This window comes from Roseovarius halophilus (ex Wu et al. 2025) (assembly GCF_047086965.1).
On the sequence record NZ_JBKOTX010000008.1, the window covers coordinates 59065 to 67886 of the forward strand.

At 67.9% G+C, this 8822-nt stretch carries 10 protein-coding genes and 1 pseudogene; 3 read left to right on the forward strand and 8 right to left on the reverse strand.

The features are described 5' to 3' along the window. Window positions 1-202 precede the first annotated feature (202 nt). Window positions 203-718 (forward strand): shikimate kinase, encoded by a 516-nt coding sequence (locus ACH107_RS02920; RefSeq protein ID WP_412504582.1) that lies wholly within the window; start codon window positions 203-205, stop codon window positions 716-718. Next, the gene (gene aroB, locus ACH107_RS02925; protein ID WP_412504575.1) at window positions 708-1811 is read left to right on the forward strand and encodes a 3-dehydroquinate synthase; all 1104 of its coding nucleotides are present in this window, start codon (window positions 708-710) and stop codon (window positions 1809-1811) included. Before ACH107_RS02920 ends, aroB begins: the two co-directional genes overlap by 11 nt. Here the strand turns inward: aroB and ACH107_RS02930 are convergent. From ACH107_RS02930 to ACH107_RS02965, 8 genes are all read right to left on the reverse strand, one after another. Continuing rightward, window positions 1808-2134: a hypothetical protein gene (locus tag ACH107_RS02930; protein WP_412504576.1), complete on the reverse strand. Its 327-nt coding sequence runs from the start codon at window positions 2132-2134 to the stop codon at window positions 1808-1810. The genes aroB and ACH107_RS02930 overlap by 4 nt on opposite strands. A gap of 10 nt (window positions 2135-2144) precedes the next feature. Beyond that, on the reverse strand, window positions 2145-2636 hold the full coding sequence (gene ssb, locus ACH107_RS02935; RefSeq protein ID WP_310690181.1) for a single-stranded DNA-binding protein: 492 nt from the start codon (window positions 2634-2636) through the stop codon (window positions 2145-2147). Between the two features lie 169 nt (window positions 2637-2805). Next, window positions 2806-3006, reverse strand: a complete 201-nt coding sequence (locus ACH107_RS02940) for a DUF2892 domain-containing protein (RefSeq protein WP_310690180.1) — start codon at window positions 3004-3006, stop codon at window positions 2806-2808. A gap of 97 nt (window positions 3007-3103) precedes the next feature. Then, window positions 3104-3760, reverse strand: coding sequence for a Crp/Fnr family transcriptional regulator (locus tag ACH107_RS02945; RefSeq protein ID WP_412504577.1), 657 nt, complete (start codon window positions 3758-3760; stop codon window positions 3104-3106). After that, on the reverse strand, window positions 3757-4353 hold the full coding sequence (locus tag ACH107_RS02950; RefSeq protein ID WP_412504578.1) for an NAD(P)-binding domain-containing protein: 597 nt from the start codon (window positions 4351-4353) through the stop codon (window positions 3757-3759). Before ACH107_RS02950 ends, ACH107_RS02945 begins: the two co-directional genes overlap by 4 nt. A 19-nt stretch (window positions 4354-4372) precedes the next feature. After that, window positions 4373-5404: an enoyl-CoA hydratase/isomerase family protein gene (locus ACH107_RS02955; RefSeq protein ID WP_310702663.1), complete on the reverse strand. Its 1032-nt coding sequence runs from the start codon at window positions 5402-5404 to the stop codon at window positions 4373-4375. Between the two features lie 299 nt (window positions 5405-5703). Beyond that, window positions 5704-6831 carry a carboxylate-amine ligase gene (locus ACH107_RS02960; RefSeq protein WP_310690176.1) on the reverse strand — a complete coding sequence of 376 codons (1128 nt, stop codon included), beginning with the start codon at window positions 6829-6831 and terminating at the stop codon, window positions 5704-5706. A 117-nt stretch (window positions 6832-6948) separates the two neighbouring features. Then, window positions 6949-8448, reverse strand: coding sequence for a CoA-acylating methylmalonate-semialdehyde dehydrogenase (locus ACH107_RS02965; RefSeq protein WP_412504579.1), 1500 nt, complete (start codon window positions 8446-8448; stop codon window positions 6949-6951). A 105-nt stretch (window positions 8449-8553) separates the two neighbouring features. Between ACH107_RS02965 and ACH107_RS02970 the strand changes: the two are divergent. Next, a pseudogene (locus ACH107_RS02970) lies at window positions 8554-8727 on the forward strand (helix-turn-helix domain-containing protein); the annotation flags it as partial. Between the last annotated feature and the right edge of the window lie 95 nt (window positions 8728-8822).

Consider the following 8822-nt stretch of genomic DNA (forward strand, 5'->3'; position numbering starts at 1 on the left):
CCCTTGTCGAAGGTTATATATGGCCTTCGGGACAATTTCACGTCATGGAATGGGAAAAATCACCCCCGGGCGAAGGCGTGCTGACCGCCGGGCGGGGCAGGACAGGGGAGACAGGCCGGACGTGACGGGCAGCGCAGCAGACAGGCAGGATGGCCAGGGCGGTCGGTGGCCCCGGTTGCACCGCACCGTGGTGCTGGTGGGCATGATGGGCTGTGGCAAGTCGGCCATCGGGCGCACCCTGGCCACCAAGCTTGGCGTGCCCTTCCTTGATTCGGATGCCGAGATCGAGCGGGCGGCCAATGCCACGATTCCCGAGATTTTCGCCCGCGACGGCGAGGCCTTCTTTCGCGCCCGTGAGGCCGAGGTCATCGCCCGGCTGCTGCAATCCGCGCCCTGCGTTCTGTCCACCGGCGGCGGCGCCTTCCTGGCCGCGCGCAATCGGCAGGCCATCGCGGCGCATGGCGTGGCGGTCTGGCTGGACGCCGACCTGGACCTGCTGTGGGAGCGGGTGCGCCACAAGGACACCCGGCCGCTGCTGCGCACGCCCGATCCCTACGCGACGCTGGCCCGCCTTCTGGAGGAACGCGCGCCGATCTACGCGCAGGCCGGGCTGCACGCCAAGGCCGAGCCGGGCCTGTCCATCGACGCCATGACCGATCGCGTCATCGCCACCCTGGCCGAACGGCCCGATATCCTGGAGATGTCAGATGACAGTTGAAACCGTATCCGTGGACTTGCCCGGCCGGGCCTATGATGTGCGCATCGGGCCGGGGCTGATCACAGCGGCTGGGGCCGAGATCGCGCCGCTTCTGCGCCGGGCGCGCGTGGCGATCGTGACCGAGGAAACCGTCGCGGCGCTGCACCTTGCGCCGTTGCAGGCGGGCCTGCGTGCCGAGGGCATCGAAAGCCTAGCCCTCACCCTGCCGCCGGGCGAGGCCACCAAGGGCTGGGCCGGGTTCACCCGCACCGTCGAATGGCTGCTCGACCAGCAGGTCGAACGGGGCGATATCGTGCTTGCCCTGGGGGGCGGGGTGATCGGCGATCTTGTGGGGTTTGCCGCTGCCGTGGTCCGGCGCGGGGTGCGCTTCGTGCAGGTGCCGACCTCGCTTCTGGCCCAGGTTGACAGTTCCGTGGGCGGCAAGACCGGGATCAACGCGCCCCAGGGCAAGAACCTGGTCGGCGCCTTCCATCAGCCTGCCCTGGTGCTGGCCGATACCGCGGCGCTGGCCACCATGCCGACCCGCGATTTCCTGTCGGGCTATGGCGAGGTGGTCAAATACGGGCTGCTGGGGGATGCGGCGTTCTTTGCCTGGCTGGAGGACAACGGCCCGCGCCTGCGCGCCGACGAGGCGGCCCTGATCCATGCGGTGACGCGCGCGGTCCGGATGAAGGCCGAGATCGTCATGCGCGACGAGACCGAACAGGGCGACCGGGCGCTGTTGAATCTGGGCCATACCTTCTGCCATGCGCTCGAGGCCGCGACGGGCTATTCCGACCGGTTGCTGCATGGCGAGGGCGTGGCGATCGGCTGTGCCCTGGCCTTTGAAACCTCTGCCCGGCTGGGGCTCTGCCCGCAGGAGGAGCCCGGCCGCCTGCGCGCCCACCTGTCCGCCATGGGCATGAAGGGGGATCTCTCGGACATCCCCGGCGAGCTGCCGGGGGCTGCGGCGCTGGTCGATCTCATGGGACAGGACAAGAAGGTCGTGGACGGTCAGTTACGCTTCGTCATGGCCCGCGGGATCGGCGCGGCCTTCGTGACCTCGGACGTCCCGCGCGCGGTCGTCGAACGGGTGCTGGCCGACGCGCTCTAGTCGTCGTCCCATGAGTCTTCGGAAAATGGGTCGATCCCGTGCCGCCGACAGAACCACATGAACAACGGCCACTCCATGACCATGGCCGTCAGCAGCGTGAAGACCCACCAGTTGGTCTGGACCAGCAGCAGGGAAAAGTGCGTGCCGCTGCCTGCGAACATCCAGCCCGCCACCACCAGCAGCACCACCGAGAGCATCACATCCTGCCGCAGCAGACGGCGCAGGGTGATCCGGGCCATGCTGGGATAGATGCCCATATAGGCCACGGCCAGGGCTGCCGCGTTCAGGATCAGAATCTTAAGTTCGGGGGGCAGGGCGCCCATCTGGGCATCCTCAGAACGGAATCTCGTCGTCCATGTCGCCGCCGCCCGCGGGGCTGGCCGGGCCGCTGTCATAGCCGCCCCCACCGCCGCCGTAGCCGCCGCCGGATTGGTCGGCCATGTAGCCGCCGCCGCCCGCGCCGCCGCCTTCGCCGCGGCCGTCCAGCATGGTCAGCTCGGACTTGTAGGGCCGCAGCACGACCTCGGTCGAATAGCGATCTTGGCCGTTCTGGTCCTGCCACTTGCGGGTTTCCAGCTGGCCCTCGATATAGACCTTCGAGCCCTTTTTCAGATACCGCTCGGCCACGTTGGCCAGCGGCTCCGAGAAGATCGCGACGGAATGCCATTCGGTCTTCTCGCGGCGTTCGCCGGTGTTGCGGTCCTTCCAGTTCTCCGAGGTGGCGATGCGCAGGTTGCAGACCTTGCCGCCGTTCTGGAAGGTGCGCGTTTCCGGGTCGCGCCCCAGGTTGCCGATCAGAATGACCTTGTTGACGGATCCGGCCATGGCGATCTCCCTTGCTGTCAGAATCCCTGTCGGGTGTTGGCGCTGTTACACCATCCCAGATCGGTTAATGAAAGAAGAATGTCGCCGGGCCGGACCCAGAACGGCGCAAATTCCGCGCCGTCGCGGCCATCAGCCCCAAGGCGTCAGGGCCGCCCCCAAGCCGCTGTTGCTATTTCCCGGTCTTGCAGGTGTTGATGCCCAGCAGGGCGTAGGGCGGGCACCAGCCTACGATGGCCGTGCCCAGCGGGATGATCCCCAGCAGGTAAAGCCAACTGTACTGCCCGTCCGGGTTCAGAAAGAACCCGAGGATCAGGGCCACCCCGACAAGCGCGCGGAGGATGCGTTCGGTGCTGCCAATGTTTCTGGTCATATCATGTGCCTTTTCGCGTTGCGCCCGTGTGAATCGGGCCAATGTCGGGATCATACGCCAAACGCCGCCCGCCGTCTGTGACTTCGTCACGCGCCGCTCAGCTTTCGGTGTCGATCCGGGCCAGACGGGCCAGGGCCGCGCGATCCAACAGGGCGACATGCCCCCGGTCGCGTCGCACCCAGCCGCGCCGCGCAAAATCATCCAGCCGGCGCGAGACGACCTCGCGCGCAGAGCCGATGCGACTGGCCAACTCGGCCTGCGTGGCGTTGACGTCATCGCCCGTGGCCAACGCCAGCAAGGCATCCGCCAGCCGAGATTCAATCCGGTGAAATGCCACTTTTTCAAGAACATGGACGGTGCTTTTCATACGCTGCGCGAGAGCGCGGAATACGAAGGCCCGAAAGGGTTCCGAGCGGCCCATGAGCGCCAGGAACTGGTCCTTTGGCACCAAGACGAGCGTGGTGTCCTGCGCGGCCAGTGCCTCGCCGGTGTAGGGTTCGCCGCCCAGCAGGCCCAGCGTCGTCTGCACGCAGGTCTCGCCGCGGTCAATGGCGTAGAGCAGAATGTCGCGCCCCGACGGCCCCACCAGAAAGACCTCGACGCGCCCGCGCAGGACCAGCGGAAAGCCCTCGGCCCCGTCGCCGGGGTGGAACAGGCTGCGCCCGCGCGGCAGGGTCATCGGGGCCAGGCGCGCAAGTTCGGCGCGGTCGGATGGGTCCAGCCCGGCCAGGTCGGTTCCGTCGAGCCAGCTCATGCGCGGGTGCGGGGTTCGAACCGGGTCAGCATGGCCGAGAAATCGCACCCGGTGCTGCCGTGCTCGTCGTGGAACCGGAGATGAAGTCCGGCCGCGCGCGCGCCCATGGTTGGCTCGGTGTCGGCCTGCGCAGCCGCCGTCATGGCCCGCTGCAGCGCCTTGCGCATCCGGTTCGCGGTAAAATGCGGGGGCCAGCGGGTATCGGCGGGCAAGCTCGGCCCGATGCCCGGCGCTGGGCAATGGCTGGTCGGGGACCAGCCCTGCACCGACGCGGTCGACACCACGTCGAACAACGCCTCCCACCCCGGGCCTGGCCTGTCGGCCAGGAAGGTCAACGGGCCCGCCTGCGCGCCGCTGATGTCGCCCGAAACCGGCGCGCCCACCGCGCCCCGGTCCATGCCGTCGATCCCGCCGTCGGACAGCACCGGCAGGATCACATCGTCCCCAGTGCCCGTTTCGGCGGCCGACTGTGCACGGCGCGTCCCCTCGGGGCGGGCGGCGGTGTCAAAGCCTGTGACATCATGGTCCGCTGTGGCGAGGTTGCAGGCCATGTGCGCGCCCATGTTACCCAACCCGACGAAACCGATTTTCATGATGGCTTTCCCTCGCTGGTCACAAGTGCAGCGGGGCCGCGGTCATCGGGGCCTCCATGGCGCGGATATCCGCCGCGGGCAGGTCGCGCCAGTCGTCGTGCCGCCAGCGCGGGGCGCCATCGCGGTCGATGATCGCGGCGCGGATGCCTTCGAGGAAATCGCCCCGTTCCATGGATCGCGCGGTATGGCGATACTCGTGCTCCAGCGCGGCGCGGATATCCTGCGCGGTGCGGGCATTGTGGACAAGGCGCAGGGTGCAGGCCATCGCCAGCGGCGAATGCCGCGCCAGAGCTGCGCCCGCACGGTCCAGCGGCTCGGGCGCGGGGTCCGGCAGGACGTCGGCGATCGCGCCGAGGGTGTCGCCGTCGAAACAGGCGTCGATACGGGCCTGCCAGCCTGCCAGCGCGCTGGCGGGGGCCGACTCGGCCAGGCGCGGCACCGCCGATGCATCGCCTGTGGCGCAAAGCTCGGCCATGAGCGCTGCCCAGCCCGCTTGCGGGACGAAGTGATCGGCAAAGCCCGTGTGCAGCGCGTCGCCTGCCGTCATCCGGTGCGCCGTCAGGCCCAGGAATTCCCCCAGCCGCCCCGGCGCGCGGGCCAGCAGCAGCGAGCCGCCCACGTCGGGGATCAGCCCGATGCCTACCTCCGGCATGGCCAGCGTGCTGGTCTCGCAGACGATCCGGTGGCTGGCGTGACACCCGACACCGACGCCACCGCCCATGGTATAGCCCTGCAGAAAGCTGACGATCGGCTTGGGGTACGTCGCGATCTTGGCGTTCATGCGGTATTCGTCGCGCCAGAACCGGCGGCCATAGTCGAAATCCCCCGCGCGGCCGTGGTGATACATCTCCTGAATGTCGCCGCCCGCGCAGAAGGCCTTGTCGCCCGCGGCGTCGATCACGATCAGGTCCAGCGCTTCCCGCGTGCGCCAGTCGTCCAGGGCCTGTTCGATCACCAGCACCATGTCATGGGTCAGGGCGTTCAGCGCCCCGGGGCGGGTCAAAGTGATACGGCCCGCGCGGCCTTCGGGGCGGATGTGAATGTCGCTCATCGCTGCTGCCTTCATCTTGGCCAATAAACTCCCCCCGGAGGGCCGATTTCAAGTGGCTAATGCGTTCCGACCAAGCGGATACGCGCGCCCCATGATACCGCAGGTCCGGGGCACGAAAAACCGTGCCCGGCGGTCGCGGGCTACCTCAGCGCCCACCGATCTGGGCGGTCCCCACGGCGCGCGCCATGTCGAAGATGGCGTCCCGCTGTTCGGTCACCCCGAAATCCCCCCGGAGGGCGGAGTGAGGCATTGAACGGTTGTTTGAGTCTGGTGGCCACGGCCGCAAAAGGCATGGTGCCTCAAAGGTCGGCGCTGAATTCCTCGATCAGGTGGCGGACCACAGTGCGCATCTGGTCCTCGCCGTCGGCGCCCGCGTCGCGGGCCGCGCGGGCGGCGCCGCGCTGGCGTTCCGCGCTGGTGCCGCTGGTCATGATCTCGCGCAGCGCGTCGATCTCCCGGCTGCCTTGCAGCACGCCCGCGTCCGCCTCGACCAGCTCCAGAAGTTCCTCGAAAAGCTCGGGGAAGGGCACGATCTCGCCGCGGCCGAAGTCGATCAGCCCGCCGGTGGTGCCGTAGCGTTGCGCGCGCCAGCGGTTTTCCTGCACCAGAAAGTTGTCGTAGCGCCGCCAGCGCTGGTTGCGCACCCGCAACCGCCACAGCAGGCGGGTCAGCGCCTGGATCAGCGCCGCCAGTCCCAGCGCATGGTCAAGCCGGGGCGAGACATCGCAGATCCGGGTCTCCAGCGTTGGGAAATGGGCCGAGGGGCGCAGGTCCCACCAGATCTTGGTGGCATCCTCGATCACCCCGAGGTCCACCAGCGCCTGGACCGAGCGTTGGTATTCGTCCCAGCTGTCCATGGCCGGTGGCAGCCCGGTGCGCGGCAGGTTGTCGAAGATCGACAGCCGGTAGGAGGCCAGCCCGGTGTCCTCGCCCTGCCAATAGGGCGAGGAGGTGGACATGGCCAGAAGATGCGGCAGGAAATAGGACAGTTGGCCCAGCAGGTCGGCGCGCAGCGCGTCCGAGCCCAGGCCGACGTGGACGTGCATCCCGCAGATCAGCATCCGCCGGACCACGCCTCCCAGGTCGTCGCGCAGCTGGTCATAGCGCTGCTTGTGGGTGTGGTGCTGGTCCTTCCAGTCAGCCAGTGGGTGGCATGAGGCGGCGATGGGCGTCAGGCCGTATCTGTCGGCGCAGTCGCGGATGGTGCGGCGCAGATGGGCAAGGTCTTCGCGCGCCTCGGCCACGGTGGCGCAGACCTTGGTGCCGATCTCGATCTGGCATTGCAGGTATTCCGGGGCCACCTGCCCGCCGAGCGCCGCCTCGCAATCGGCCATCAGGCCCTCTGGAACCACGGCCAGCGCCATGGTGTCCTTGTCGACAAGAAGATATTCCTCCTCGATGCCGATCGAGAATTCCGGCTCAATCATCCCGGCCTCCTGTCCCGCGTGTCCCTGGCGGGCATTCTGCGGCGACATGGGCCGAACGGCAAGTATCAGAGGCGGAGGGGCAGCCCGTGGCCGCCCCCGCGCCGGGCCGTCTGCTGCTCAGTCCATGGCCTTGAAGTTGAATTCGCCGCCGTCCTTGATCCCCGAGAACCAGCGCGAAGTCACGGTCTTGGTGCGCGTATAGAACCGGAAGGCGTCGGGGCCATACTGGTTGAGGTCGCCGAAACCGGATTTCTTCCAGCCGCCGAAGGTGTGGTAGGACAGCGGCACCGGGATCGGAAAGTTGACCCCGACCATGCCCACGTTCACCCGGTGCGCATAGTCGCGCGCGGTGTCGCCATCGGCGGTATAGATCGCGGTCCCGTTGCCATAGGGATTGTCCATGACCAGTTGCAGCGCCTCGTCGTAGCTGCCCGCGCGGACCTGGCACAGGACGGGACCAAATATCTCTTCGCGGTAGATCTCCATCTCGGGGGTGACGCGGTCGAAGAACGAAGGCCCGATGAAATAGCCCTCCCCATAGCCCTGCAGCGAGAAGTCGCGCCCGTCGATGCGCAACTCTGCGCCCTGGTCCACGCCCGATCCGATCAAGCCCAGTATTCGGTCGCGCGCCTGGGCGGTGATGACGGGGCCGTAGTCCACGTCCTCGCCTGCGGTATAGGGCCCGACCTTGAGCTTTTCGATGCGCGGCAGCAGCTTCTCGGTCAGCCGGTCGGCGGTCTCCTCGCCCACGGGAACGGCAACCGAGATCGCCATGCAACGCTCACCGGCGGCGCCATAGCCCGCGCCCACCAGCGCGTCGGCGGCCTTGTCGAGGTCGGCGTCGGGCATGATGACCATGTGGTTCTTGGCCCCGCCAAAGCACTGGGCGCGCTTGCCGTTGGCGGTGGCGCGGGAATAGATGTAATGCGCGATGGGGGTCGAGCCGACGAAGCCCACTGCCTGGATCGTCTCGTTGTCCAGCAGCGCATCGACCGATTCCTTGTCGCCGTTGACGACCTGCAGGATGCCGTCGGGCACACCGGCCTGCGAACACAGCTCGGCCAGCATCAGCGCGGTGCTGGGCACCCGCTCCGAGGGTTTGAGGATCATCGCGTTGCCGCAGACGATGGCCCCGGCCAGTTTCCACAGCGGGATCATGGCCGGAAAGTTGAAGGGCGTGATGCCTGCGACCACGCCCAGCGGCTGACGCATCGAGTGCAGGTCGATGCCCGGCCCGCCGTTGTCGGTGAACTCGCCCTTGAGCATATGCGGCGCGCCCATGCAGAGCTCGACCACTTCCAGCCCGCGCTGCACGTCGCCGCGCGCGTCGGGCAGGGTCTTGCCGTGCTCGCGGCTGACGGCTTCGGCCAGGGCGTCCATGTTCTCGTTGATGAGCTGGCCCAGCTTCATCATCACGCGCGCCCGGCGCTGCGGGTTCACATTCGCCCAGGCCTCTTGTGCCGTGGCCGCGCGGGCGACGGCATCGTCGACCTCTTGCGTGGTGGCCAGGGCCACCCTCGCCTGCACCTCCCCCTTGGCGGGGTTCATGACATCGGCGAAGCGGCCCGAGGTGCCCGCGACGCGCGCGCCGTCGATGTAGTGACCGATCTCTTCCATGGGGTCCTCCTGCGATCTGTTCGGCACCATGTTACTCTTGCAATTTTGCCGGTAGAAGAGACAATACATCAAAACGATCTTGTAATTCTGCAAAATGGTGGCGCGATGTGGAACTGGGACGACATGCGGGTTTTCCTCGCGGTGGCGCGGGCGCAGAGCCTGTCTGCTGCGGCCCCGGCGCTGAAGATGGACCCGGCCACGGTCAGCCGCCGGATCGCCCGGCTGGAGTCGGACCTGGGCGCCGCCCTTTTCGTGAAGTCGCCGCAGGGCTATGCGCTGCCATCGGGGATGCGCTTCTGGGCCGCGTGGTCGATGGCCTGGGCAACCCGCTGGACGGCAAGGGCCCGGTCGAGGCCGACAGCCGCACCGCCGCC